Origin of the sequence: Rhodopseudomonas sp. BR0M22 (assembly GCF_010907035.1) — a bacterium.
Classification (GTDB): domain Bacteria; phylum Pseudomonadota; class Alphaproteobacteria; order Rhizobiales; family Xanthobacteraceae; genus Rhodopseudomonas.
The window spans coordinates 15,224-40,253 of sequence record NZ_QUMK01000053.1 but is presented as its reverse complement, the minus strand read 5'-3'; the positions used below and the strand labels follow the sequence as shown (position 1 = coordinate 40,253).

Below are 25,030 nucleotides of genomic sequence, written 5' to 3'. Positions count from 1 at the left end.
GCGGCGGGTGCTCCAGCAGCCAGACCAGCTCGGGCGCGTCTCCCGCAGCGATCGCCGCGGCCCGTGCCTCCATGGCCGCCACCGCCTCCGGATAGGGCACGGGCGAATCGGAAATGCGCCATTCCACCGGCGGCGAGCCGTCAGCGGGCTTCAGAGCGGTCCAATCCAGCGTCTGGCGGGGGGAAGTCGAGACGTTAATCATTGGATAACCATAACGTGGTGTGGTCGACCACGTCTTCGTTCCTCAGGCAAGTCAGTCCGGGTTCCAGTGCCGACACTCGATAAAGTTTCCGTCGATCTGATGGTGGTTCTCGGGACCACCTCGATGCCGATCCACCAGGTGCTGCGGCTGAGCCGCGGCGCGATCATCGAACTGGACGCCACCGAAGCCGACGAGGTCAAGATCCTCGCCAACAACATGCCGATCGCTTCCGGCATGGTTTTGGTGGATCGCAACCGAATTGCGGTCGAGGTCAAACAGATGTTGCCGCGATCCCCAGATCGACGGTGATCTGGCCTTGTGGCCTGATCATTGTTTTGTTAAATGGGCGCCGTCGATCCGGTCGGCGATGCCCGAACCCGGTCCCAAGCGCTCGTGGCGGAATTGGTAGACGCGCTGCCTTGAGGTGGCAGTGAGTAAAATCGTGGGGGTTCGAGTCCCTCCGAGCGCACCACTTCCGCGCTGGCCCGTGCTGCTCGGTGCAGCTTTCCCAAACAGTCTTACGACTTGGTCTCTCGCATAAGAGCCGCAACGACGTTGGCATTCGGATGCCGGAGTTCGATCGTCAGAACAGGCGGGGATCGAGGGCAAACGGCTCGATTGCTGCGATTCTGATCCGCTCCGCGTCAGGATGCCTGTGGTTGATCGGAACGTTCAAATCCGGTGATCCCTCGATTGGGACGATCACGGACGGCATCCGCAGCAGTGGGCTGTGAGCGAAGCGTGCCACGCATCACCGCACTGCTGCGTCCAGCTCTCTCGACGTCGCCAATCTACCGGAAGGGCGGAAAGTGGCACCTCGTCGACCGACAGCTCGTCCGGTGCTTCGTAGCGCACCAACATCGGCTCGGGGAGCAGCTGCGGGTCTTCGACGTGCACCAGCTTCTCCAGAACACAGAGGGCCGGCGATGTCGCGCAGGAGGTGACGGGCCGACCGACCGTATTCCAGCGGCCGTCGAAGAGCAGTCCATAACCGCCGTCGAACGCCCGAGCGTGACGGGTGAGCGACAGTCGCCACAGGCGCATCAGGCGGCAGCGCCCCAAGCGATCTTGCCGAGCACCATCTCGATCAGCCTAGCGCCAGCCTCGGTTTGTGCCACGGTCAGGGGTGTTTCGCCGGCCAACTCAGCCAGAGGGCGGCGAAGCCAGAGGCTGGCCTTGTCCGCGCCGAATGTATCCTCGGCGAGGCTCTGAATGCGCAGCAGGCGGACGGCTCGGTCGGATTCGTCGATCGTGAGCGGCTGATTGCGCTCGGCGCGGTGTCGGCGAGTCCGCTGCGGGATGACGAATTGCTCGATTTCCTGATCGCTCAGCCCGGCGCGGCTCAATCCCTGGAGGGCGGCGAGGGGGAGACGGTTGCGGACCACCATGGCCAGCTCAGCCTGAGAGCGAACCGTTGTACCGAGCACCGGCTTGCCGCCGAGCTTATCCGCGATTGTTTCGATGATGGACATCGTTCGCTCCGCCCAGAGCGTCGGCAATGTGCCATCAAGTTATTGGCGAATTGCCGGACGGCAAGGGCTGGGTGCGGGTAACCCGAATCAGTGATTGAGCGGGCGAGGGCGGCTGCCGGTGTCGAGCGGACCGCGCTGCAGGCCTTCCGGGGCGATGCCGACGCTGCCGGCGATCGGGCGTGCGGCGGCTCCGATATCGATCGAGGTCGACCGCTCGCTGACGTTGCGGACCAGCCGCGGCGCTTGGCGCGCGGCGCGATCCGCCTTCACCGGGACCATGGCACGGATCGCCGGAGTACTGCGCTCGGGAATCGCGAACAGGCTTGCCGACGGCACCGGCAGGGCGATCAGGTTGTCCGGCGATTCGATCGAGGTCTGTCGTGGCCACGGCGAGCGCTGCGGCGTCGGCACTTGGTCCCGCGCCAGACGACTCGACCGGATCGGCACGCTGCCCGGAAGCAAACGACCGCGATCCAGGCCGATATCCGCAATCTCGGGAACGGGCAGCATCTGTTCGTTGGCGAAGACGAAGCGTGGGACCTTGGGCCAGCGCACGCGCGCCACGGTCTCCGGCGCGGGGTGCAGCCGCCACTCCTGGGGCGTGGTCGGTGTCTTCGGCAGGTTCGGCGTTGCCGCCACCACATGCACGATCTTGTAGCCGCCTGCTTTCAGCGCCTGCAGAATGCGCGGGAGCGCCGCCACTGTGCGGGGCTGGATATCATGCAGTAGCAAGATACCTTTGCCCTTGGCGGCCAGCCGGCTCATGGCCAGATGAAACACGGTGTCGGGCGACACATGGCGCCAGTCGTCGGCCGGGAAGTCCGCACTCCACGTCTGGATCCCACGCGAGGCGAGATAGCCTTCGACGGCCTCGGCGCGCAGCAGTCCGGGAATGCGGAAGAACGGCGAAAGCGCCGCGCGGTCGCCGCCGAGCGCGGCGAGCGTCGAAGCGATGCCTTGGTCGACCTCCTGCTGGGCCTGCTCCACCGTCATGCGGTTGAAGCTCAGCGGGTGATTCTGGCTGTGGGTGCCGATGGTGTGGCCTGCGTCGCGCAGCTTGCGGACGCCGTCGGGAAACGTCTTCGCCATCCGCCCGACCACGAAGAACGTCGCTTTGACACAGTCCTTGGCCAGAATGTCGAGGATCTGATTGCTTTCCCGTGGCAACGGCCCGTCGTCGAAGGTGAGTACCACCTCGTGGTCGCGCAGCGGCAGCGTCTCGGGATATTGCATCGTCCCGATCCGCGGATGCTCGAGCGGGTCGACGACCAGCGTGCGAGAGGTCCCGAGCGCATCGGGATTGCCGGGGCAGCCGGCGGCGCGAGCCGGATCGAGGGGGAGGGCCAGCGCAGCAGCGACACAGGCCGCGCCGAACAACGAGGAGATCCGCAACGAACGTTCAATCAACAGTGCACCGCCTTCACGCGACCGACAGCACGGATCACGACGTTCGGCCCCATTCGGCCAAACTAGATTCAACGTCGTGAACGGCCGCTTAACCGTTCAAGGTTCCATGGCATTTCTGGGACCGGAAGGCCGATTCAGCGTGCAGTGCGGCTATGCGTATCCGACGCGACGGCGTGCCCCGGGGCGCCCGCCGGCACCACATGCACCACGCGATAATGGTTCTCCCGCAGCCAATGCAGGAACGCCGGAATCATTTCGGCGGTCTGCTTGCGGGGATCGTGAAACAGGATGATGCCGCGGCCGGCAGCGGTGAGGCGCTCGGTGATCAGCTTGAGCTGTTCGTCCGGCGTCATCGGCTTCCAATCGCTGGCCCACAGATCGGCGCCGAACACCGGGATTCCGCGCGCCTGCAGATTGTCCAGCAGGGCCGGAGTGGATTCGAAGTACGGGAAGCGGAAGAACCGGGTTGTCGGCACCGGAATGCCTTTGGCGCGCATCACCGCTTCATCGGCGGCGATACCGCGGTCGATCTCGGTCAGGGCGTCGTCATAGCTGAGCGCCGACAGATGCTGATGCGTGTAGGTGTGATGGCCGATGGTGTGACCGCCGGCCGCGATCCGTCGCACCATATCGCCCATGCCGGAAGCCGGCTTACCGACCAGGAAAAACGTGGCACGGACGCATTCGTCCGCAAGCGCCTTGAGCACGGCGGGAGTCGTGGCTGCCGGACCGTCGTCGAAAGTGAGTACGATTTCGTGGTCGTCGAGCGGCAACGTCTGCGGAAAGCTCTTCAGGCCGACCCGCGGATAGGTGGCCGCATCGACGGTCAGCACGCGGGACGTGCCGAGCGCTCCCGGACGCGGACACTCGGCAGCGTGAACAGTCCCGCAGAGTGCGGTGAGGACCAGCAATGCAGCTGCGGTGCGCGCGACGATCACGACACCCTCCCGGCCAGCGGATTGTTGCAGGGTGTCACGATTATCATTGCGCTTTGCTTCACCGATTGGTTATTGCCACGAGCATTCGAGCCGTCGCCCGACAGTGCATCTTGCCCGACGCCGGCTGCCATCTGCAACCAGTAAAACCCGTAGGGGGCCCTCATGACCGATGATGTGAACGCGGTCGTGCGACCCGATTTGGCTGCGCTCGACCACGACGCGATGCGCGACGACCATGGCGATTTGCGGGCTGGCTTCGTGGAGGCGGTGTCGCAGGCGATCAACGCCGAGGATGCGGTCTGGTTGCGTGGGCTGGTGTCGGAACTGCACGAGGCCGACCTCGGCGATCTGATCGAGGCCCTGGAATCCGACCAGCGCGTCCGGTTGGTGGAACTCACCGGAGCTGATTTCGACTTCTCGGCGCTGAACGAAGTCGACGAAACCGTCCGCGAGGAGATTCTCGAAGAGCTCGAGCCGGAGGCCGTCGCCGAGGGCGTTCGCGAGCTGGATTCCGACGATGCCGTCGAACTGCTGCAGGTGCTCGACGAAGAGGATCAGGAGGAGATCCTCGATAAGCTGCCGCCGTCCGAACGCGACGCACTGGAGCGGAGTCTGGATTATCCGGAGAACTCTGCCGGCCGGCGGATGCAGACCGATTTCATCGCGGTGCCGCGCGATTGGACGGTCGGCGAAGCGATCGACTTCATGCGCGAGACAGCGAAATTACCGGAGCGGTTCTACGAGATCTACGTCGTCGACGGCGTCAATCATTGGCAGGGCGCGGTGTCGCTCGACCGGCTGCTCCGCTCGCACCGCAATGTCGCTCTGACCGAACTGGTCGACGAGGATCGTCGCAAAGTATCGGTCGATGAAGATCAAGAGGAAGTGGCGCGGCTGTTCGGGAAGTACAACCTCGTCGCTGCGCCGGTCGTCGATGGTCAAAACCGGCTGGTCGGCGTGATCACCATCGACGACGTCGTCGACGTGATCGAAGAAGAAGCCGACGAAGACCTCAAAGCGCTCGGCGGTGTGACCAGCGACGAAGAGCTGTCCGACCGGGTTTGGACGATCGCGCGTGGCCGGTTCAACTGGCTGCTGGTCAACCTCGCGACTGCGTTTCTGGCCTCTTCGGTGCTTGGGCTGTTCGAGGATCAGCTGCAGCAGATGGTGGCGCTGGCGGTCCTGGCGCCGATCGTCGCCAGCCAGGGCGGAAATGCCGCGACCCAGACCATGACGGTGGCCGTGCGGGCTCTGGCGACCCGCGAGCTCGGCCCATGGAACGCGGTCCGGGTGGTGATGCGCGAGGCGCTGGTCGGACTGGTCAACGGCGTGGCCTTCGCTCTGATTACCGGCATTGCCGCCTACGCCTGGTTCAAGGTGCCCGGCCTCGGCATCGTCATCGCGCTGGCGATGATCGCGAACCTGATCGCAGGCGCGCTCGGGGGCATTTTAATACCAATGGCATTAGAGCGGATGCGCGCCGATCCCGCGGTGGCTTCAGGTACTTTCGTGACCACCGTGACCGACGTGGTTGGCTTTTTTTCCTTCCTCGGCATCGCGACGTTGTGGTTCGGACTGAAGTAAGTCGCTACTCTGTGGCCGGCGGTTCCATTGTTTGTGAATAGTCGCCGAGCCAAGCTGGTGATCGCGATATCCCGGCAGCCAGTTCGCTGCGGTCTGGAACAAATTGGTAAGCTCGTTGCACTGCGACGATTGGCAGTGGAGCGCGATCGGTTCATATTGTTAAAGATCAGTCTGCGTGACCGAAATGCGAGACGATCGCCATGGAAACCGCCGAAGCGCATTTCATCGAGGCCCACGGAGCCAGGATCCCTGCACTTGGGCTAGGTACCTGGGAACTAAGCGGACATGTCTGCTCGCGGACCGTCGAGCAGGCGTTGCGGCTCGGCTATCGCCATATCGACACCGCGCAGATCTATGCCAATGAGCGCGATGTCGGTGAGGGCATCCGCAATTCCCACATCCGCCGTGAACAGATCTTCGTCACCACCAAGGTCTGGACGACGCATTTCGCACCGAACGATTTGATCCGCTCGGCCAAGGAAAGCCTGGTCAAGCTGCGGTTGTCGGAAGTCGATCTGCTGCTGCTGCACTGGCCGAACTCGCATGTGCCATTGGCCGAAACGCTCGGTGCGATGGCGCGGGTGCGCGAGCTCGGACTGACGCGGCATATCGGGGTCTCGAACTTCACGGTCGCGTTGCTTGCCGAGGCCGTTGCGGTCTGCCCGGCGCCGCTAGTGTGCAATCAGGTCGAGTATCATCCGTTTCTCGACCAGCAAAAGGTGCTCGCCGCCTGTCGGTCGCACGGTCTGGCGCTGGTCGCCTACAGTCCGATCGCCCGCGGCAACGCCAAGAAAAGCGAAGTCCTGACCAAGATCGGCACAGCCCACGACAAGACTGCCGCTCAGGTGTGTCTGCGCTGGTTGATCCAGCAGAACGTTGCCGCGATCCCGCGCAGCTCACGGCTGGAGCGGCTGGCGCAGAACATCGACGTCTTCGATTTCGAGCTGTCGGAGCCGGAGATGCAGGAGATCTTCACGCTCGGCAGCTCCAAGGGACGGCTGACCACCACGGCGACTGCGCCGGCGTGGGACTGAAACCTCCCGTCGCCGTTGACCCCGCGACCGAAATCCCGCACCTCCCGGAGAGGATCGTCCGTGCGGTGGTGAGCGATGTTCTTCCTTCTTTCCAAGGTTCTCGGCTTCTTTGTTCATCCGTCGAACACGATCGCGTTGATTTGCACGGTGGGCGTAGTTCTGTTGCTGACGCGATGGCGGCGGGCAGGGCGGGCCCTGCTGGTCGCGGGCGTCGTCCTGCTTCTGATCGCCGGCTATTCGCCGCTCGGCAACTTGCTGATGCTGTCGCTGTCGGAACGGTTTCCAGCGTGGCAGGACACCGGTCGGGCGCCCGACGGGATCATCGTGCTCGGCGGAGCGATCAACTCCGAAGTCAGCGCCGCGCGCAATGCACTCGAGCTCGATGCGTCGGCCGAACGAGTCTTTGCCGCTCTCGATCTGGCGCGACGCTATCCGCAGGCGCGGATCGTCTATAGCGGGGGCAGCGGCAATCTGATCCAGCGGTCGGCGGCCGAAGCTCCGATCGCCGGCGAGCTGCTGAAGCGCTTCGGTATCGCCGCCGATCGTGTCGTGTTGGAGGACAAGTCGCGGACCACGGCGGAGAACGCAGTCTACACGCGCGCTCTGGTGTCTCCCAAGCCGGGCGAGTTGTGGCTGCTCGTGACGTCGTCGTTCCACATGCCCCGGTCGATGATCGCGTTTCGCGATGCCGGATTCGATGTCGTTGCCTATCCGGTGGACTGGCGAACGCGCGGGCCCGAGGACATGGCGCTGCCGTTCTCGACGCTGGCGTCTGGGTTGGCGCGCACCGACGTTGCGGTGCACGAATGGGCGGGGCTGCTCGCTTATCGCCTCGGCGGCAAGACCACGGCGCTGCTGCCGTCACGTTAGAGCTGGATGATTTCAGACTGAATCGGTTTTGGATTTCCAGATCGGAATTGTTCTGATTCAACATGCTGGCTGGAGGAGGTCAGCATGGATGGGACGAGCCTATTCGTCTGATTTGCGTGAGCGGGTTGTTGGGGCGGTGATCGAAGGTGGCCTGTCGTGCCATCAGGCGGCGGCACAATTTGGAGTCGGGATCAGTACGGCCATTCTGTGGGTTCGGCGGTTCCGCCGGACCGGCAGCGTCGAACCGGACAAGATCGGCGGCTACAAGCCGTGCAAGATCGCGGGCGCCGATGAAGATTGTCTGCTGCGGCGGTGCCGTGAAGCGTACTTCACGTTGCGCGGCCTGGTCGCTGAGCTTGGCGAGCGCGGCTTGAAGGTGGATTATCGGTCGGTGTGGGAGTCGTCCGCCACGCCAAGCTCAGTCACAAAAAAAAGACGCTGATCGCCGCGGAGCAAAGCCGTCCGGACGGTGCCCGGCGCCGCACGCAATGGTGCCGCCGGCGCGGGTCAAGCCTGATCGCGATGTTGTCAGAAAATGAGGACAGGAGCCGCAAGCAATGATCATAAGACCCGCAGAACTGCGCGATTTGCCTGACCTACGAGATCTGTTTTTGAGATCTCGACGAGCGGCTTTTGTTTGGGAGATGCCTTCCATTTTTGCTCTCGAAGATTTCGATAAGGAAACCGACGGTGAGACAATAACGATCTCCGCAGATGGTGACCGCCTTACGGGGTTCAGTTCAGTATGGCAGCCAAGCAATTTTATCCACCATCTGCATGTCGATCCACGCCATGTAGGGCGCGGGATCGGGCGCTCGCTCCTCTCGGCTCTGCCTGGATGGAGGTCGGTTCGATACCAACTTAAATGTGTCTCCGCAAACAGAGCGGCATTAGCATTCTACTTAGCAAACGGCTTCGTCGAGGTCGGACGAGGTCAAGCTGACAATCATGAATATCGACTACTCGAAACTGCTATCGGCGCGGGCTCGAGGGAGACGTCTAATGCTGGAAAAGACATGGCGCTGCCGTTCTCGACGCTGGCATCTGGGTTGGCGCGCACCGACGTTGCGGTGCACGAATGGGCGGGGCTGCTCGCCTATCGCCTCGGCGGCAAGACCACGTCGCTGCTGCCGTCACGTTAGCGCAGGCGTCAGTCGTGGCGCGGCAGGCCGAGCCGGTAGACGCCGCGGAAGTCGTTCGGATCGGCCGGTTTGCCTTTGCGGTAGATGACCAGCCGGCCCTCCAGCGCCAACGCGACGGCGGCGCGGCGGATCGGCATCAAAAGGCCATGCCAGTCGCCGTCGGGGCGGAGCTGATGGGCAATCTCCGGCGCGCTGAGCGTGCCGTGTCCGGCCTTGTTCAACACGGCGAGAATGTCGTCTTCCAGGACGGAGACGGGCGAAGCGGTGGCGGGGGCCGAATCGTGAGGGGTCATCGCAATGCAGTGCCGCATTGGTCTGTACGCCGCAACCTCGACTGATTGACAGCCGCAACCGTGGTGGATTGATTATCGTGGGACGCACGACTGCGGGGATGAAGGAGTTTTCGGCGATGGCGCGGACGCTGGTGATCGGCAACAAGAACTACTCGTCATGGTCGATGCGGCCCTGGATCGCGCTGAAGGCCGCCGGGATTGCGTTCGACGAAGTCGTGATCCCGCTCTACACGGGCGACGCCGACAAACGGCGCATCCTCGCCTTTACGGCAGCCGGTAAGGTGCCTGTGCTGGTCGATGGTGACGTCACCATCTGGGATTCGCTGGCGATCATCGAGTACGCTGCCGAGCGCTTTCCCAAAGCCCAGCTCTGGCCCGACGACGTGGCCGCACGGGCTCATGCGCGGTCGGTATCGGCGGAGATGCACTCGGGCTTCGCTGCACTCCGGAGCGAGTGCGGCATGAACATCCACCGACCGGTCGCCGCCAAGCCGCTCTCGGACGCCGCGCGCGCCGACATCGCCCGGGTACAGCAGATCTGGATCGACTGCCGCCACCGCTATGGGATGTTCGGGCCGTACCTGTTTGGCCGCTTCACGGCGGTTGACGCGATGTTCGCTCCGGTCGTGCATCGGTTTCGGATCTATGCGGTGGAGGTCGATCCGATCGTCCAAGGCTACATGCAAGTGATGATGGCGCTGCCGGCGTTCCAGGAGTGGACTCAGGCGGCGCTCGCCGAAAGTTGGATCATCGACAAGTTCGAGGTCGGCTGAGCCGCCAGCCGGGGATTCATTCCCAATCGCTGCAAACACCTCGTGGTTTGCGCCTAGATCGCTGAAAAATCAGCAAAATCGGGGCGCCAGCCATGCGTGAAGCACTGGCCAGAGAAGCCCCTTCCGTGCTATAGGTGCGCGGGGCTAGGGGAACCGGTCACACCCGGCCACAAGGGATAGATCGGTATTCAAATGGCGCAGGAGTTGAGCGTTGAAGCACAAGTTCGTGGTAGGTGAATCCGTCTATTTTACCGCCAGCAACGTTGCCCGTCCGGCAGCCAGCGGCATGTATGAAATCATCCGGCTGCTCCCGACCGACGGGTCTGATTGTCAGTACCGTATCAAGAATATCTCCGAGGCGTTCGAACGTGTCGCCAAGGAGAGCCAGCTCAGCGTCTGCTGAGCCTCGCATCGTCTTTGTTCCAACGACATAACAGTCTCTGAGATCATCATCGCTGTCCTGACGCCTTCCGGGGCCGGGACAGCGATCTCGGATGCGCTTCGTCAAGTCTTGCGCCTATTTTGGTCGTAAAGCCGGTGTTGAGTCGCCGGACAGGCGTTCAGGGGACAACGCGCATGGATTTGGCTGCTTGGTCGGCGCCGTTCGACCGAATTTTGCATTCACCGAATTTTCCAATCTTGGCCACCGTCGCGGTGGCGGTCGTCGTCGCTTTGCTGGTTCTGATTGCGCTGCTCCGCGCGGACAAATCGGTTGCCAATGGCGCGCTGGTCGTCATCACGCTCGGCGCGATCGGATTGGCCGGCTATGCTTTGTATCGGACTCCCGGAAGCGCCTTTGGCGATGCTGCTCCTATTGCGGCGGGGGGAAATGGGCCGGCCATCCCGGCGCTGGCCTGCATCGACGACCTTGCCGGCGACATGGTTTTGTCCGCGTGTGAGCGGGCGCTGTTCAGTTCGCCTGAAACTGTCGCGGCTGCTGTGTCCTATGCTTCCGCTCAAGTCGCGCGGCTCACGGCGGTCGGCGACGTCGCCGCTGCGGACAAGCGGATGACGCCGGAACTGGCCCGGCTGCGCCGTGCCGTCGAGCGCGATCGCTACGGCTTGATCGCCTATGTGCTGGCGTCGCAGGAGCGTTGTCAGGCCAGCGAATGCGCGGCCTTCCATTCGCTCTCCGACAGCAGCCGGATCGCAGCGAACATGGCTGGTCATCTGTACGAAACGACCTTAACCCGCTACGCCACGAGCTGGGGTGCGCCCGTCGCTGCGGTCGCCGGCAGCGCCGGTTCGGCACAGACGACGCCGGGACTGGCTCCCGGACTGGCAGGCGTCACCGAGGCGCCGAGCGGCAAGCCGACGGACATCGATTTTCCGACCTCGGCCTCGATTCCTCCCGTCAACATCATGTCTCCGGAACCGGGGCAGGGCGCCGCCGCTCCGGCGGCCCATGGCGTTGCGCCCAAGGCCAATCCTTCCGCAAGCGCCAAGAGGCAGCCGACTGCGACGGCTTCGCCAGCGGCCCATAACAACGCTGCGGCCGCGCCTGCACCTGCAGCCAAACGTCCGCCGACGCCCCCCAAGCCGAAGCCGTCTGCGCCGGTGCAGCTTGCGCCCGGAGCGGTCAACTCGGATAACTGATCTGCGGCACTCGCCGCATCAGGATGTTCCAAGGCGATGGCACTGCATCTCATCAAGCTCGCGGTCGGCTGCGAGTCGGTGAAGGATTTGACCGAACGTGTTGCGGAGCGCGGCAGACGGGCTGGTCCGCACGTCCACATCACCCGCATGGTTCCGAAGCGCGACGCTGAATTGCTGGATGGTGGGTCGCTGTATTGGGTGATCCGCGGCGAGATCGCAGCGCGCGAGAGACTGGTCGCGATCGAGCCGTTTCGCGACGGTGACGGCGTCAGCCGCTGCCGGCTGGTGCTGGAGCCGGAGGTGCATCCGGTCAGCCCGCGGCCGATGCGGCCGTTCCAAGGCTGGCGCTATCTCGCCGCAGCCGACGCCCCGCCGGACCTCGGCAAGGCTGCCGAGGGGATCGCGGCGATGCCGGAGGCGATGCGCCGCGAGTTGCGCGAGCTTGGCTTACTGTAGGCGTAGGGCCCGTGCGCCTTACACCGCGATATTGTCGATCAGCCGGGTCTTGCCGAGCTTGGCGGCGACCAGCAGCCTGACCGGCCCATCCTTGAGCGATTTGACGGGCGCCAGCGATTCGGCGTGGCGGGCTTCGAGATAGTCGAGCACGAAGCCTGCCGCGGTGATCTGTTCGGCTCCTGCGGCGAGCGACGACGCGATGCTCTTGCCGGCTTTCGCGCGCTTGGCCACATCCTTCATGGCTCGGTACAGTGTCGGCGCCACCGCCCGTTCTTCCGCCGACAGATAGACGTTGCGCGACGACATCGCGAGGCCGTCGCGCTCGCGCACGGTCGGTGCGCCGATCACCTTGACGCCGAGGTCGAGATCGGCGGCCATCCGCGTCACCACGCGAAGCTGCTGGAAGTCCTTCGAGCCGAAGATTGCGACGTCCGGCCGGCACTGGATGAACAGCTTACCGACCACCGTGGCGACGCCGCCGAAGAAGTGCGGGCGGAAGCGGTCTTCGAGGCCTGCGACTGCGGGGCCTTCGGTCGAGATCCTGGAGGCGAAGCCGTCCGGGTACATCACCTTGACGTCGGGATTCCAGATCAGGTCGACGTTCTCCGCGGCCAGCTTGGCGGCATCGGCCTTGAAGGTCCGCGGATAGGAGCCGAAGTCCTCGTGGGGTGCGAACTGGGTCGGGTTGACGAAAACCGACACCATCACCTTGTCGGCGCGGCGCTTGGCCAGTCGCACCAGCGACAGATGGCCGTCGTGCAGCGCGCCCATGGTCGGCACCAGCGCGACGCTGGCGTCGCGTCGGCGGAGCTCGGCGAGCGCGCGGCGAAGGGCAGGGAGGGTGCGGGCGACAACGGGAGGACGGGACATCAAAGGCTCGATCGCGGTCAGCGGAGACAAGCCGCGTTAGCGGCGGCGGGAAGGAATCCGATCTTATCAAGCCCCGCCGCTGATCGCCACCTGGACGGGGGGCTGCGAGCCCGGCTTCAGCCCCAGGCTGAGTTCGATCGTGGCCGTCCGGTCGGCTTCGGATTCATCGCAAAGCAGCTCGCAACCTCTGTTGCCGTCCGTCCGACGCAATTTTCTCGCCCGCGGCGCCGCCGATGCCGACGCTCGTCGCGTGTATCGCGCCGGCGCTTAGCTAATTGGTCCCGGCATGGACTGTCGCATCGGCGGCAGAACGTAGCACGGCGTCAGCGTGCGGGAAGGCGGGTTGGAAGGAGTTCCGACCACCTGCAGTCGGTCGAGAAAGCTGCCGGCACCTGCTGACGGGGGCTTGTGCAATTGCACAATGACGAAGCGGTAATCTGCTAATCTTTGATCTTCCTGTCATGTGGCTGTGATTTATAGTCGCGTTGTCGGTCGTCCCTGGGCGTGGGCCGCTGACCGACACGGGATGAATGATGACCCGCGGAATCACAGTTCTTCTGGCGCTGTGCGTCGTATCATCGGTCGCGTACTTGACTGCCTCGAAGTGGGCGATCCGTCACCAGACTCTGACGTTCTTCGACACGTCCAGGCAACGGCCGGTCGAAATCGCGATCGCGGTCCGTCGCGACAAAGAGATGCAGGCCGAAGCCGGTTTGGCGGAGCTCCCGGTCGCCGTGCTCAATCACGGTAATACCGTGAAATTCACGGAGTACTCGTTCCTTTCCAATCTATTTGCGGTGCGCGGCTATCTCGCAGTCAGCATCCAGCACGATCTGCCGAGCGACGCCCCGCTGATGACCAAGGTGGGCGAGCCCTATGTCGGGCGGCTGCCGGTTTACCAAAGAGGCGTCGCCAATATCGACTTTGCGATCGCGAAGTTGAAGGCCATCGTCCCGAACGCCGACTATCAGCATCTGACGATGGTCGGGCACTCCAACGGCGGCGATATCTCGATGTACTACGCGCAGCTTCATCCCGACCGGATCAGGCGCGTGGTGACGCTGGATAATCTGCGCGTGCCGTTCATGGTCGACGGTCGGTTCAAGACGCTGACGTTCCGTTCGCACGATCCGGTTTTCAAGACGGATCCTGGCGTGATCCCGGCGCAGGACGTTTGCGACAAGGCCGGCATCACGGTCGTGAAGACCGGTTTCCAGCACACTGAGATGAGTGATCGCGGGCCCGATGCGGTCAAGAATGCGATTGCAGCGTCGCTCGATCGGTTCCTCGACGGTCAATCTGCCGGTCAGTCCAGTCAGCCAGCACGCAGAGTGGTTGCTGCGAGATAGTCCTTGCTCGCCTGGCTCGGACGGTTTTTGCAGAACCAGTCTTCCGCATTGACCGTCGATCTTGTCGTCGCCACATACGACTCGCCGAACCGAAGCGAGTCCGATGCCCCGAGACCCCACCCGATCTTCGACCGATCCGTCCTTGCAGACGCAACAGGCCGGGCGCATGCCCGCGGCCTCGTCATCGTCGGATGAGATCGCGGCGTTCGTCGCCAAGGCGCGGGCGATGGCGCCTGGAAGCGCAGGGGCGCGTGGCCGTCTGGTGTTCGCGCTCGACGCCACCATGAGCCGGCAACCGACTTGGGATATGGCGTGTGCGCTCCAGGCCGACATGTTTCGCGAGGCTGAGGCGATCGGCAATTTGGATGTCCGGCTCGTCTATTATTGCGGGATGAACGAGTGCAGGGCGTCGGGGTGGATTTCATCCGGCGCCGAATTGGCGCGGCTGATGGGCAAGATCGACTGCCGCGGTGGTCACACACAGATCGGCCGGGTGCTGTCCGACGCCCGCCGCGAAGCGGTCAGCGCCGGGGTGCGGGCGGTCGTCTTCGTCGGTGATGCGATGGAAGAGGCCGCGGACGAGCTCTGCGCCAAGGCCGGTGAACTCGGGATGCTCAAGGTGCCTGTCTTCGTCTTCCAGGAGGGCGTCGACCCGGTCGCCGAGCAGACGTTCCGCGAAATAGCCCGTCTCAGCGGCGGGGCTTGGTGCCGGTTCGATCCGGGGGCTGCGGAGCAGCTCCGTCAGCTTCTCCGTGCCGCCGCCGCATACGCGGCAGGCGGCCGCGAGGCGCTACAGCGGCTGGCCGCAAGCGGTGGCGGCGCGGCATTGCTGCTCGGGCAGATGCGGTAGCGAGAAGAGTGCGGCGTCGTGCTTTTTCGGCATGATCGCCCTATATTCCGACCATGCCTACGTTGATTGCCGGCGCCATCGCCGTTTTCGTCATTTACACGCTGCTGCAGATGTACCGCTCCGCCAATCCGGCGGTGCTGGCGCGGGCGCTCAAGATCGCTGGCGGTATTGTGACGCTGGCGGCAGCGCTGTTTACCGGCGCCAAGGGCGAACTTGCAGTCGCGATTCCGCTCGGCCTGTTCGGCGCGGGGCTGCTGGGCTGGACGCCGCTGCAGAATGCCGGCTTCGGCAATTTCGGCGGGCTGTTCGGCGGCGCAGGCGCAAGGTCGCGCGGGCAAGCCTCGACGGTGCGGTCGCACTATCTCGAAATGGTCTTGGACCACGACAGCGGCGCGATGACCGGGCGCGTCCTGGCCGGCCCAAATGCCGGCCGGTCTCTGGACGAATTCGACCTCGGCCAGCTCGCCGCGATGCTGTCCGGCTTCGATGCCGAGAGCTGTGCGCTACTTGAAAGCTATCTGGACCGCCGGTTTCCCGCTTGGCGTCAGAACGCGCATGGAGATGCGGCAGGGGGGCAGCGTAGCCAGGCGTCGGGCATTAAAATGACGACCGAGGAAGCCTATGAGATCCTTGGCCTGCAGCCGGGTGCGGGGGCGGACGAGATCGGGCGCGCGCACCGTACCCTCATGAAGAAATTGCATCCCGACCAAGGGGGGTCGACGTACCTTGCCGCCCGCGTAAACGCGGCCAAGGATACCTTGCTTCGAACGCATCGCAGCTAAACTCCAGCAACGCAACTAAACGCTACAGACCGCGAGTGCCCTGAGACCCGTCGTGACGCCAATGCCCGCCGTTTCGGCGTGGCCATTGCCTCCATTTTTATCGGTTAATCATTGACGAGTGGTTTCCCGCCCTGCGTGCGGGTGAACGGGCGGGCAGCCAGAAACGCAAAACGCGACCGGGACGGCCCGGTCGCGTTCGCTCTGTAATCTGTAAGCCGCTGTGCGGCAGCGATCAGTTCTTGATGGTGAAGCAGGAGATGTCGGAGCGTTTCAGCTTGCGGCAGACGGCTTCGGCTTCATCGCGTTCGAGCCCGGCGAAGCGTGCGCGATAGAGCTTGCGATCACCCTTGGTGGAGACGGTCTCGGTGAACGGGTCGGCCTTGCCGAGCAACCCGCTGGCGCGTTCGCGCGCCGCTTCGAGCCGCTTGCGCGCTTCGGTTTCGCTTTCCATTGCGCCGACTTGAATGATCCATCCGGTGTGGGACACCGTCTTGATCGCGCCTTGCTGCTGCACGGCAGGAACGGTGGCGGGGTCGGCGTAGGCCATAGCCTGCGTGTTCTTCGGCGGCAGAACGGCGGCCGGGAGCACGCCGAGCAATCCTTGTCCCGTGCCATGTCCGGCGGGCTGCTGGATCGTCTCGGTTCGGGCAATGGCGGCGTCCGAAGTTTCGGCCGGGTCGCGACGGGCCGACGGAATAGTGTTGGTGACCGGGGGCGCGGCGACCGCTGAGGCCAGCTTGATCGGAGCGGATTTGACCTGCACGGTCTTGACCCGCACCGGCTTCATCGGTTCGGCCGATCCCGGAATGATGACCAGCGGCTTGGTTTCGAGGCTACCGCTGTTGAACGGGCCGGGCTCCGGCTTCGGCTCCGGCGCGGCGGCCGATCGCGTCAGCGGCACCGCAGGACGCGGCGTCGGAAGCACGGCTTCGGGAGTTGCCGACGCGACCTGAACGGCGCCCTGGACCTGGACCGCGGGAGCCGTGCGGGTGTTCTCGGCCACTTCCGTATCGTCCGCCCCCGAGGAGCGTTCGGTGATCGCGGCGACCGTGCGGCGCGTCGCACCTTTTTCCAGATTCTCCGCGAGCAGATTGCGCATGATGGCGTCGCGCGAGCCGCCGCTGCGACCGCCGAGCACGACGCCGACCAGGAAGCGGTTGCCGCGGTGCATCGAGGTGACGAGGTTGAAGCCAGACGCGCGGGTGTAGCCGGTTTTGATGCCGTCGACGCCTTCGACGTTCCCCAGCAGTCGGTTGTGGTTTCGGATCGCCTGACCGCGATAGGTGAACACGCTGGTCGAGAAGTAGCGATAGTAGCGGGGGAAGCGGTCCTGAATGGCGCGGCCGAGGATCGACTGGTCCCGCGCGGTGGTGACCTGTTCGTCGTTGGGAAGGCCGGACGCGTTGCGATACACGGTGCGGGACATGCCGAGCGCACGCGCCTTGCGCGTCATCATCCGGGCGAAGTCGCTCTCGCTGCCGCCGACCGCCTCGGCGATCACCACCGCGGCGTCGTTGGCCGAGCGCGTGACGAGGCCCTTGATCGCGTCTTCGACCCGCAGCGTCGATCCGGGACGCAGCCCGAGCTTGGTCGGAGCCTGCTCGGAAGCGTGCTCGGACACTTCCATCTCGCTGTCGAGGCTGAGCTTGCCCTGTTCGAGCTTCTCGAACAGCAGGTACAGGGTCATGATTTTGGTGAGCGATGCCGGGTGGCGCAAGCTGTCCGGATTGGTCGCGGTCAGAACCGCGCCGGAATTGCCGTCGACAATGATCGACGCAAAGGCGGGATTATAAGCGTTGCGCTCGACGTGGTGACGGGAATGATGCTTGTGGCGCCGCCGCGCATCGGCGTTGTCGGTCGTGAAGATCACCGCAGCGGAGATCGTGGCCAAGCCGAGCACGCAGACTCGCAGGGCCCGCGAGCGGAACAAATTATTGCGGTGCATGAACGTCCCCGTCCGATTTGTCATCATTCACCGGTCCGTGAGGCAAAATTATGCCCGTCCGCCCCGGCGACATGTCAGTCCAGCGTTGGAATCACCCGCTTGCCCGGCACCAGCGGCCATGCCGATGGAATCGGTAAGCGGCTGAATTGACGCGGCTTTTGTTCGGCGAGCGCGAATGTTTAGGGGATGAGGTTAGGAGCGGGCGGTTTCGAAAAGGTTAAGCATCTGTTGCGCCGATGCCGAGGATTCGAAGGGATCGAACCCCATGCTGCAATGCGGTGCGGCTGCCGGCGGACCGCTCCGCGACGCGAGCGGCCTATCTTCACGGGAGACGCAGCCCGGGTCGGATAGGGCCGGCACGGGGGTGATGCTGGCCTATTTCGAGAGACGCAGCTTGGTGAGCGAGGCTCCGACCTCCTGGAAGGCGTCCTGGATGCCGGACGCGGTCGTGGTCGAGAAAAACCCGCCGGTCGAGCCACAATACTTCAAGACCGAAGAGACCGGGTCGCCGCTGGTGTTGACCTGGATGGTGTAAATCGTGGTCTCCGGAACGGAATTGACCTTGGTGGTGATGTTGTCACACAAAATCCTCTGTCGGGCATCGACCTCGGGCGACGGATCATAGCCGTTGCCGTACCAGCGGTCCTTGGTATTCAGGCCGTCTGACAGCAGGACGATTGCGTCGGTATATTTGTATTCCGAGTCCTTTGCCGGCGTGTACAGCGGTGCCGTCGACTGCAGCGTCATCCACGCCCAGAACATGCCGATCGCCTGATTGGTGCCTCCCTGCGCGGTGAGGGTGTTGATGCGGCCTTTCAGTGTGGTGGTGTCGGTCGACGAATCTGATTCGGTCGCCTCATAGGCCGATTTCATCGGCAGCAGCGACGCCCTGCAGTCCGAATAATTTTGTGCCAGGAATAGAGTGTCAGGGTTGGTCGTCGTCGGAGCCGTCTTGGTGGTGTCGTAGTTCTGGATGCGGTCGGTGACACAACCCGTCCAATTGTTGACGTTGCTGGCGTTCCATGTGTGACCGCCTGCCTCGCATGCGCTCTTCAGAGTTTTCGTCGAACTGCATGTGCCGGATCGATTACTCCAATTATCGCCGCCCGCTTGGCAGGTGTTCTTCGTGGTGTATTTCGACTTGCAGCTTCCGTAGCTCGTGTCCCAGTCGAGCCAGGTGGCATTCTTGTTGCCGGTGCCGACGTTGACCATGACGTTGAACGGCGCGATCGAGATGTAGACGTCCTCCTTGGTAGTAGCGGTCGCCTTGAGCGTGTCGATGAGCTTTTTGGCGGCGGTTTTCATCGCCGTGAGCTTGCCCGCACTGTCCATCGAGCCGGTGACGTCGAGCGCCAGCGCCACGCGGAGCCGTGTGCCGCCCCAGGTGGTGGTCGACGACGCGCCCACGTTCATCGTCGCAATGTTCATCACCTTCATGAACTCGGTGGTGACCGAACCTGAGCCGTTGACGATGAGTTTGGCATTCTCGGACGATGTCTTGGGGGTGTACGCCGCGGTGACGGCGATGTTCGCCGCCTCGGTGTTGTTATAGAGACCCTTGAAATAAGTATTGGCCGCGCTCTGAACGCTGGACGCGTCGATCTTTCCGCTGGTGAGGTCTTTGGCGACCATCAGGGCGGTAGAGTCGAGCGCGGTTTGGATCGCTGTCCGCGCCCGTGAGGCGCGAGAATAGTCGACCGCCGCGCCGACGAACCCCAGCATTGGAAGCAGGGCGATGGCGAAGATGACCGCGATGTTGCCGCCATCGGCGCTACGAAAACGGGCAGCGTCGCGCTCCAGCCGCGAGATGAGAGAAGTAAAAGACATGGCGGTCACCGATCCTGATTCGGTCGCAGGATCGGTCGCCATGGATAAACGGCGCGTAAAATGATGTGCCGAAACTCGCTAAACTGCGCCACAAATGCCCGACAAGCGCGGCGCATGATTGATCGCGTCTGAACGCGGTCGTCCCCATCCGCGGCAACTGCAGAACCTGCCGTTAACCGCGTTCCGGCGAGGCGCAGCTTCGTGGACTCCTGAGCGGGGAGCAGCCTCCGGAATCTCCCTGCTTGCAGCAAAACCGCACTCGACCCATATTTACCGTATTCCGCCGCTGCGTCGTGCCGGAGCCGCGGCGCCGCGCGCGTCGCCGGCGCTTTGCGGCTTGACCGCAGGTCGCGGTTCCGGTGTCTGGGAAGTTCCCTGGGGGTTCAAATACCGAAAGCCATGCTGCACCCGTCTCTGAGCCATGATTTTGCCGGCGCTGCTGGCGATCCGACGACCCGCCCGATCCTGATGGCCGGGGACGGCGGGCGCGCCGGCCCGAATACACCGTCCACGTCGGTCATCACCAAGACCAAGCCTCGGACCAAACGCCCGAACCTGTATCGCGTGCTGATCCTGAACGACGATTACACGCCGATGGAATTCGTCGTCCACGTTTTGGAGAAGTTCTTCCAGATGGATGTCGAGGCGGCCACCAAGGTGATGCTCCACGTCCATCACCATGGGATCGGCGAATGCGGCGTCTTTACCTACGAGATCGCCGAGACCAAGGTGACGCAGGTGATGGATTTCGCCCGAAAGCACCAGCACCCTCTGCAATGCGTGATGGAGAAAAAATAACAGCGCGCGGCTGAAGTCGGAATGGGTCTTGCATCCGCGAAAGGAGGCGGGTTTTCCCGGGCCTGCTGGTGAACACACTGATACGGAACCGGTCTTCCGCGATCAGGTTTGGACACTATATCTGGAAAGGTTGTTGTTGCGTCACGGAGCAGCGGCGATCATGATCAGCGGGGGACACAGAGGACGCAATGCCGACATTTTCGCAAAGCCTTGAGCAATCCCTCCATCGCGCGCTTGCCATCGCCAACGAGCGGCACCACCAATACGCAACCCTCGAACACCTGTTGCTGTCACTGGTGGACGACTCCGATGCTGCGGCCGTGATGCGTGCCTGTAGCGTCGATCTCGACAAGCTGCGTACCAGTCTGGTCAACTATCTCGAAACCGAGTTCGAGAATCTCGTTACCGACGGCTCCGAAGACGCCAAGCCCACGGCCGGCTTCCAGCGCGTGATTCAGCGCGCCGTGATCCACGTCCAATCCTCAGGTCGTGAAGAAGTGACCGGCGCCAATGTGCTGGTCGCGATTTTCGCCGAGCGCGAGAGCCATGCCGCGTACTTCCTGCAGGAGCAGGATATGACGCGCTACGACGCGGTCAACTACATCAGCCACGGCATCGCCAAGCGCCCGGGCGTCTCCGAAGCGCGCCCGGTGCGCGGGGTCGACGAGGAGACCGAGGCCAAGGGCGGCGACGACGCCAAGAAGAAGGGCGACGCCCTCGAGACCTATTGCGTCAACCTCAACAAGAAGGCGCGGGACGGCAAGATCGATCCGGTGATCGGGCGCAATGCCGAGATCAGCCGTGCGATCCAGGTGCTGTGCCGCCGGCAGAAGAACAACCCGCTGTTCGTCGGCGAAGCCGGCGTCGGCAAGACGGCCATCGCCGAAGGCCTCGCCAAGCGCATCGTCGACGGCGAGGTGCCGGAGGTGCTGTCCGCCGCCACCGTGTTCTCGCTCGATATGGGCACGCTGCTCGCCGGCACGCGCTATCGCGGCGACTTCGAAGAGCGCCTCAAGCAGGTCTTGAAGGAGCTCGAAGCCCACCCGAACGCGATCCTGTTCATCGACGAGATCCACACCGTGATCGGCGCCGGAGCGACGTCCGGCGGAGCGATGGATGCCTCGAATTTGCTCAAGCCTGCCTTGGCTTCAGGCACCATCCGCTGCATGGGCTCGACGACCTACAAGGAATACCGTCAGCACTTCGAGAAGGACCGTGCCTTGGTGCGGCGCTTCCAGAAGATCGACGTCAACGAACCGACGGTCGAAGACGCGATTGCGATCCTGAAGGGGCTGAAGCCGTACTTCGAGGACTATCACAAGCTCAAGTACACCAACGAGGCAATCGAGTCGGCGGTTCAACTGTCGTCGCGCTACATCCATGACCGGAAACTGCCGGACAAGGCGATCGACGTGATCGACGAATCCGGCGCGGCGCAGATGCTGCTGTCGGAGAACAAGCGCAAGAAGACGATCGGCATCAAGGAGATCGAAGCCACCGTCGCGACCATGGCGCGGATCCCGCCGAAGAGCGTGTCCAAGGACGATGCCGAGGTGCTGAAGCATCTCGAGCAGACCCTGAAGCGCGTGGTGTTCGGTCAGGACAAGGCGATCGAGTCGCTGTCGGCGTCGATCAAGCTGGCGCGCGCCGGCCTTCGTGAACCGGAGAAGCCGATCGGCTGCTACCTGTTCTCGGGTCCGACCGGCGTCGGCAAGACCGAAGTCGCCAAACAGCTCGCCTCGACGCTCGGTGTCGAACTGCTGCGCTTCGACATGTCGGAGTACATGGAGCGCCACACCGTCTCGCGCCTGATCGGCGCGCCTCCCGGCTATGTCGGCTTCGATCAGGGCGGTCTGCTCACCGACGGCGTCGATCAGCATCCGCATTGCGTGGTGCTGCTCGACGAAATCGAGAAGGCCCATCCGGATCTTTACAACGTGCTGCTGCAGATCATGGATCACGGCCGGCTCACCGATCACAACGGCAAGCAGGTCAACTTCCGCAACGTGATCCTGATCATGACCACGAATGCGGGCGCGGCGGATCTGGCGCGGCAGGCGTTCGGCTTCACCCGCAGCAAGCGGGAAGGCGACGATCACGAGGCGATCAACCGGCAGTTCGCGCCGGAATTCCGCAACCGTCTCGATGCGATCGTGTCGTTCGCGCATCTCAATGCGGACGTCATCGGCATGGTGGTGGAGAAGTTCGTGCTGCAGCTCGAAGCTCAGCTTGCGGACCGTGACGTCACCATCGAACTGACCGACGAGGCCAAGGCCTGGCTGGTGCAGCACGGCTACGATGAGCAGATGGGCGCCCGGCCGATGGCCCGGGTGATCCAGGAGCACATCAAGAAGCCGCTGGCCGACGAGGTGCTGTTCGGTCAGCTCAAGGGCGGAGGCCACGTCAAGGTCGTGCTGCTGAAGGACGAGGCGGTCGCCGGCGTCGAGCTGGAGAAGATCGGCTTCGAGTTCCTCGACGGCCCGGTGACTCCGAAGCCGGAGAACCTGCCCGGCGGAGCCAAGAAGCGTGGCTCGTCGCGGAAGCCCAAGATCAAGGATCAGGTCGAGAAGGCCTGATCCTGAAACAAGAGTTCTCAATTAAAGAGGCCGGCGAGAGATCGCCGGCCTCTTCGTTTGGCGGCCTATCAAGCGCTATTCCGGCATCCGGGTCGGCGACGGTCCGGCCGGAGACGGCTGCTCCTCCGCGGACGCCGGGGCGGGAGCTTCCCGCTTTTCTGGCTCGGCCGCAGGAGGCTGAGCAGGTGGCTGCGCAGGCGAAGTTGCGGGCGGAGCAGCAGGCTCTGCAGCCTCGGGCGGAGCAGGCTGCGATTCCTCCGGAGCGGCAACAGGCGGGCCGGGTGGGATGGGCGCTGGAGCAGGCGAGGGTGGTGTCGGTGCTGGAGCCACGGTCGGCGCCGGCGGCGCCGCCGAGGCCGGAGGCGGCAGCACCACGCCGTCGGGCGGGATCATCGCCCAACCGTAGGCCTTCAGCTTGCCGCCGCCGAGCGGGAGCACCAGGGTGCCGAACACCGGGGACGCATTGCCAAGTGTACTTCGATACGGTCCCGGCAGCTCGCCGGTGCGATTGAATTCGTCGGTGCTCCACAGCACCAGGGTGCCGGAGTGTTTCAGCCGGTCGGCCGTGATCCAGGGGCTCTTGGTGAAATCGGCGTCGATGAACACCGATGGTCGCGGTGAGGCGTAGGCGGCGACGAAGCCGGCCTCGCGCGTGCTGCCGGTGACGATGTCGAGCGGGCGGGTGGTCCGGCTCTTCCAGACCGATTGCATGGCTTTCGACAGCGCCTTGGCCGGATACAGCTCGGTCGGCACCGGCCCGCTGCCGTAGGCACGGGAGTAAGTCGAGGTCGCATAGCCGATCGGTACGCCGAACAGCACCAGCATCCAGGCGGCGATCGCGAGCCGCGGCGCCCGAATGGTCAGCCGGGCCGGCAGCAGCGCCACCAGAGCCAGACCGGAGAACGCCACCAGCGCACTGCCGGTGTAGGCGCCGATCGTGAACCAGTCGAACACGCTGCCGAGAGCGACCAGAATCGACGGCAGCACTGCGACCGAGACCAGCAGCGAGCGATCGAACGCGGTCGGAGCGCCGAGTACGAGCTCCGTTGTTTCGCCCCGCAGCGGCATGCGCGGTATCAAGGCGAGCGCTGCGACCACGATCAATCCGAGGCTCAGTCCGATCTGGCCGAACACGAAGGCGAATGCGGTGCTGATCCTTGGCCACAGCGCAGTGGTGCCGTCTTCCGGCACCGGCGCTGCGACGTGGGCCTGCGCGAGCCACATCAGGTGGGGCAACAGCACCACGAAACAGGCAACCGCCGCGACCGCCGGACCGGCGGTCGCCAGATGGCGGCGGCCATCTGCCGTCAGCAGGAGGTGTCCGAGCAGCACGAGCACGAGCGCCGCGCCGGCGTGATTGGTGGCGATCAGCAGCGCAGCGGCGATGCCAAGGCCGATCCAGCTCGACCGTGCGCCCCCCAGCACGGCGCGGCGATACAGCAGCACGACGGCGACAGAGAAGGGCAGGCTGGCGATCGCCGGATCGTAGGCGGTGACTTGCGGGCCGAAGCAGCCGATCAAGATCGTCAGCGCCACCGCCAGCGTTGCGCCGCTGGCGCCGACGATCGCGGCGCCGAGGCGCCACAGCAGCGCCAGCGTCATCAGCGCGGAGCCGAGTGCCAGCAGAAGCTGCGCGCCGGTCCACCGTCCTGTGGCGAGCGAGGCGAGCTCTGTCAGCCAGGGTGCCAGCGGCGCGTACTTCCAGTAGCCGCCCTGGAACTCGCTGCCGAACAGCGCCATCTCGTAGCCGACCGCCGGCAGCCCAGGGAAGCTGACCGCACTGACGAACCACAGCGTGCCGTACAGGCCGAGGATCCAGAGCAGCAGCCTCTGCGGACGGCTGCGCAGCATGTCGAAAAGACTGTCGCAGGCGCCGAGCAACAAAGTGAGGGGGAGGAATCCGGCGCGCGCCGCGGCCGGCTTCGAGACTGCAGCAGGCGCGGCGGCCGGCATGGCGGCAGTCCCGGACTGCATCGGCTTCGCGGTCTTGCTTGGATGCTGCTTCGGCTTGGGGCCTGGCTGCGGTTTGGACGACGGCTGCGGTTTGACAGGCGGCGATGCCGGACGCGGCTCTGCAGCCGCCGACACAGAATTCACAGTCGCTGGCGAGGCGGACGGCGGAGCCTGATCGACGCTTGGAGAAGTGGAGGCCTGATCGTCAGGCGGCAGCGCTTGCGCCGCGCTGGACGGGCGCGGTTGGCTGCCGTGATGCTTCTTCTTCGGTCGGCGCTGTTTGGGTTGCTTGCGCTTGATGGTCGTCGTCCCT

General features: G+C 64.2%; 23 protein-coding genes, 1 tRNA gene and 3 pseudogenes. 17 read left to right on the top strand and 10 right to left on the bottom strand.

Features of this window, described 5'->3' with window-relative positions; translation table 11 throughout:
* A pseudogene (locus DY468_RS17235) lies at positions 1-202 on the bottom strand (lipoyl(octanoyl) transferase LipB); the annotation flags it as partial.
* Between the two features lie 66 nt (positions 203-268).
* Here DY468_RS17235 and DY468_RS17230 point away from each other — a divergent pair.
* Together DY468_RS17230 and DY468_RS17225 are read left to right on the top strand one after the other, a co-directional pair.
* Entirely contained in the window at positions 269-511 is a 243-nt protein-coding gene (locus DY468_RS17230) for a FliM/FliN family flagellar motor switch protein (protein WP_011158713.1), read from the top strand.
* 78 nt (positions 512-589) lie between these two features.
* A tRNA-Leu gene (locus DY468_RS17225) sits at positions 590-674 on the top strand.
* A 230-nt stretch (positions 675-904) separates the two neighbouring features.
* Here DY468_RS17225 and DY468_RS17220 read toward each other — a convergent pair.
* The 4 genes from DY468_RS17220 to DY468_RS17205 form a co-directional block, all read right to left on the bottom strand.
* A complete protein-coding gene (locus DY468_RS17220) occupies positions 905-1,246 on the bottom strand; it encodes an RES family NAD+ phosphorylase (protein WP_246701015.1) in 342 nt (113 codons plus the stop codon).
* Positions 1,246-1,674, bottom strand: a complete 429-nt coding sequence (locus DY468_RS17215) for an Xre family toxin-antitoxin system antitoxin (protein WP_164606016.1) — start codon at positions 1,672-1,674, stop codon at positions 1,246-1,248. Before DY468_RS17215 ends, DY468_RS17220 begins: the two co-directional genes overlap by 1 nt.
* Positions 1,675-1,761: 87 nt before the next feature.
* Entirely contained in the window at positions 1,762-3,081 is a 1,320-nt protein-coding gene (locus DY468_RS17210; RefSeq protein ID WP_164606015.1) for a polysaccharide deacetylase family protein, read from the bottom strand.
* A gap of 134 nt (positions 3,082-3,215) precedes the next feature.
* Positions 3,216-4,019 carry a polysaccharide deacetylase family protein gene (locus tag DY468_RS17205; protein WP_164606014.1) on the bottom strand — a complete coding sequence of 268 codons (804 nt, stop codon included), beginning with the start codon at positions 4,017-4,019 and terminating at the stop codon, positions 3,216-3,218.
* A gap of 162 nt (positions 4,020-4,181) precedes the next feature.
* Here DY468_RS17205 and mgtE point away from each other — a divergent pair, with 162 nt between their 5' ends.
* The 6 genes and pseudogenes from mgtE (at position 4,182) to DY468_RS24800 (ending at position 8,649) form a co-directional block, all read left to right on the top strand.
* On the top strand, positions 4,182-5,603 hold the full coding sequence (gene mgtE, locus DY468_RS17200; RefSeq protein WP_164606013.1) for a magnesium transporter: 1,422 nt from the start codon (positions 4,182-4,184) through the stop codon (positions 5,601-5,603).
* 200 nt (positions 5,604-5,803) lie between these two features.
* The gene (locus tag DY468_RS17195; RefSeq protein ID WP_164606012.1) at positions 5,804-6,637 is read left to right on the top strand and encodes an aldo/keto reductase; all 834 of its coding nucleotides are present in this window, start codon (positions 5,804-5,806) and stop codon (positions 6,635-6,637) included.
* Between the two features lie 75 nt (positions 6,638-6,712).
* On the top strand, positions 6,713-7,507 hold the full coding sequence (locus DY468_RS17190; RefSeq protein ID WP_164606011.1) for a YdcF family protein: 795 nt from the start codon (positions 6,713-6,715) through the stop codon (positions 7,505-7,507).
* Positions 7,508-7,595: 88 nt separating this feature from the next.
* Positions 7,596-8,005 (top strand): annotated as a pseudogene (locus DY468_RS25030) (helix-turn-helix domain-containing protein); the annotation flags it as partial.
* A 59-nt stretch (positions 8,006-8,064) separates the two neighbouring features.
* A pseudogene (locus tag DY468_RS25025) lies at positions 8,065-8,442 on the top strand (GNAT family N-acetyltransferase); the annotation flags it as partial.
* A gap of 81 nt (positions 8,443-8,523) precedes the next feature.
* Positions 8,524-8,649 carry a hypothetical protein gene (locus DY468_RS24800; RefSeq protein WP_502706234.1) on the top strand — a complete coding sequence of 42 codons (126 nt, stop codon included), beginning with the start codon at positions 8,524-8,526 and terminating at the stop codon, positions 8,647-8,649.
* Positions 8,650-8,657: 8 nt separating this feature from the next.
* On the opposite strand, the gene DY468_RS17175 is transcribed toward DY468_RS24800, so the two are convergent.
* Entirely contained in the window at positions 8,658-8,942 is a 285-nt protein-coding gene (locus DY468_RS17175) for a DUF3253 domain-containing protein (protein ID WP_164606008.1), read from the bottom strand.
* Positions 8,943-9,058: 116 nt separating this feature from the next.
* Between DY468_RS17175 and DY468_RS17170 the strand changes: the two genes are divergently transcribed.
* The 4 genes from DY468_RS17170 (at position 9,059) to DY468_RS17155 (ending at position 11,767) form a co-directional block, all read left to right on the top strand.
* On the top strand, positions 9,059-9,715 hold the full coding sequence (locus DY468_RS17170; protein WP_164606022.1) for a glutathione S-transferase family protein: 657 nt from the start codon (positions 9,059-9,061) through the stop codon (positions 9,713-9,715).
* A 211-nt stretch (positions 9,716-9,926) separates the two neighbouring features.
* Entirely contained in the window at positions 9,927-10,118 is a 192-nt protein-coding gene (locus DY468_RS17165; RefSeq protein WP_164606007.1) for a hypothetical protein, read from the top strand.
* A gap of 173 nt (positions 10,119-10,291) precedes the next feature.
* Positions 10,292-11,311 (top strand): hypothetical protein, encoded by a 1,020-nt coding sequence (locus DY468_RS17160; protein ID WP_164606006.1) that lies wholly within the window; start codon positions 10,292-10,294, stop codon positions 11,309-11,311.
* 36 nt (positions 11,312-11,347) lie between these two features.
* Positions 11,348-11,767, top strand: coding sequence for a DUF1489 family protein (locus tag DY468_RS17155; RefSeq protein WP_164606005.1), 420 nt, complete (start codon positions 11,348-11,350; stop codon positions 11,765-11,767).
* Positions 11,768-11,785: 18 nt separating this feature from the next.
* Here the strand turns inward: DY468_RS17155 and panC are convergent, their stop codons facing one another.
* Positions 11,786-12,637: a pantoate--beta-alanine ligase gene (gene panC / locus DY468_RS17150; protein WP_164606004.1), complete on the bottom strand. Its 852-nt coding sequence runs from the start codon at positions 12,635-12,637 to the stop codon at positions 11,786-11,788.
* A gap of 533 nt (positions 12,638-13,170) precedes the next feature.
* On the opposite strand from panC, the gene DY468_RS17145 reads away from it, so the two are divergent.
* The 3 genes from DY468_RS17145 to DY468_RS17135 all read left to right on the top strand — a co-directional run bounded on the left by DY468_RS17145 (position 13,171) and on the right by DY468_RS17135 (position 15,618).
* Positions 13,171-13,986, top strand: a complete 816-nt coding sequence (locus tag DY468_RS17145) for an alpha/beta fold hydrolase (RefSeq protein WP_164606003.1) — start codon at positions 13,171-13,173, stop codon at positions 13,984-13,986.
* 103 nt (positions 13,987-14,089) lie between these two features.
* Positions 14,090-14,836, top strand: coding sequence for a vWA domain-containing protein (locus DY468_RS17140; RefSeq protein ID WP_164606002.1), 747 nt, complete (start codon positions 14,090-14,092; stop codon positions 14,834-14,836).
* Between the two features lie 53 nt (positions 14,837-14,889).
* A complete protein-coding gene (locus DY468_RS17135; protein ID WP_164606001.1) occupies positions 14,890-15,618 on the top strand; it encodes a DnaJ domain-containing protein in 729 nt (242 codons plus the stop codon).
* A gap of 232 nt (positions 15,619-15,850) precedes the next feature.
* On the opposite strand, the gene DY468_RS17130 is transcribed toward DY468_RS17135, so the two are convergent.
* Both DY468_RS17130 and DY468_RS17125 read right to left on the bottom strand, forming a co-directional pair.
* Positions 15,851-17,563 (bottom strand): serine hydrolase, encoded by a 1,713-nt coding sequence (locus DY468_RS17130; RefSeq protein WP_164606021.1) that lies wholly within the window; start codon positions 17,561-17,563, stop codon positions 15,851-15,853.
* Between the two features lie 375 nt (positions 17,564-17,938).
* Positions 17,939-19,390 carry a TadE/TadG family type IV pilus assembly protein gene (locus tag DY468_RS17125; RefSeq protein WP_164606020.1) on the bottom strand — a complete coding sequence of 484 codons (1,452 nt, stop codon included), beginning with the start codon at positions 19,388-19,390 and terminating at the stop codon, positions 17,939-17,941.
* A gap of 468 nt (positions 19,391-19,858) precedes the next feature.
* Between DY468_RS17125 and clpS the strand changes: the two genes are divergently transcribed.
* Both clpS and clpA read left to right on the top strand, forming a co-directional pair.
* Positions 19,859-20,188: an ATP-dependent Clp protease adapter ClpS gene (gene clpS, locus DY468_RS17120; RefSeq protein WP_164606019.1), complete on the top strand. Its 330-nt coding sequence runs from the start codon at positions 19,859-19,861 to the stop codon at positions 20,186-20,188.
* 188 nt (positions 20,189-20,376) lie between these two features.
* Positions 20,377-22,764: an ATP-dependent Clp protease ATP-binding subunit ClpA gene (gene clpA / locus DY468_RS17115; protein ID WP_164606000.1), complete on the top strand. Its 2,388-nt coding sequence runs from the start codon at positions 20,377-20,379 to the stop codon at positions 22,762-22,764.
* Positions 22,765-22,839: 75 nt separating this feature from the next.
* Here the strand turns inward: clpA and DY468_RS17110 are convergent, their stop codons facing one another.
* The gene (locus DY468_RS17110) at positions 22,840-24,717 is read right to left on the bottom strand and encodes an ArnT family glycosyltransferase (RefSeq protein WP_246701014.1); all 1,878 of its coding nucleotides are present in this window, start codon (positions 24,715-24,717) and stop codon (positions 22,840-22,842) included.
* Positions 24,718-25,030 lie beyond the last annotated feature (313 nt).